Below are 465 nucleotides of genomic sequence, written 5' to 3'. Positions count from 1 at the left end.
CCATACAGGGAACACAAATACTACCATAGGCATCCAAAGTAGTTATCATGTCATTGAAGGTACAATCGTCACCATCATCACAGGGCAGTGTAGTTGTCGGAGCACTGCTACAATCACCGGGCGTGCCCATACAAGGAATACAAATACTACCGTCACAATCAAGGATGGTTATCATATCGTTGATCGTAGCGGGGTCGCCATCGTCACAGGCTTGTGTTGTCGATGGGCCAGTGCTACAATCTATTATCGTACCCCCGCCACAGGGAATACAGATACTACCGTCGCAATCCAATGTCGTGATCGTTTCGCCGATCGTACAAGGATCACCATCGTCACAAGGCAACGTCGTTGATGGGCCACTAGCACAATCCACAATCGTACCACCACCACAGGGAACACAGATACTACCGTCACAATCCAATGTCGTGATCGTTTCGCCTACTGTACAAGGATCACCATCGTCAC

General features: G+C 49.0%; 1 pseudogene. It reads right to left on the bottom strand.

Annotation, left to right across the window (positions count from 1 at the left end):
• A pseudogene (locus ACRBG0_RS10265) lies at positions 1-465 on the bottom strand (hypothetical protein); the annotation flags it as partial.

Source organism: Lewinella sp. (assembly GCF_050633125.1).
Lineage (GTDB): Bacteria > Bacteroidota > Bacteroidia > Chitinophagales > Saprospiraceae > Lewinella.
This window is presented reverse-complemented; position numbering and strand designations above follow the sequence as displayed.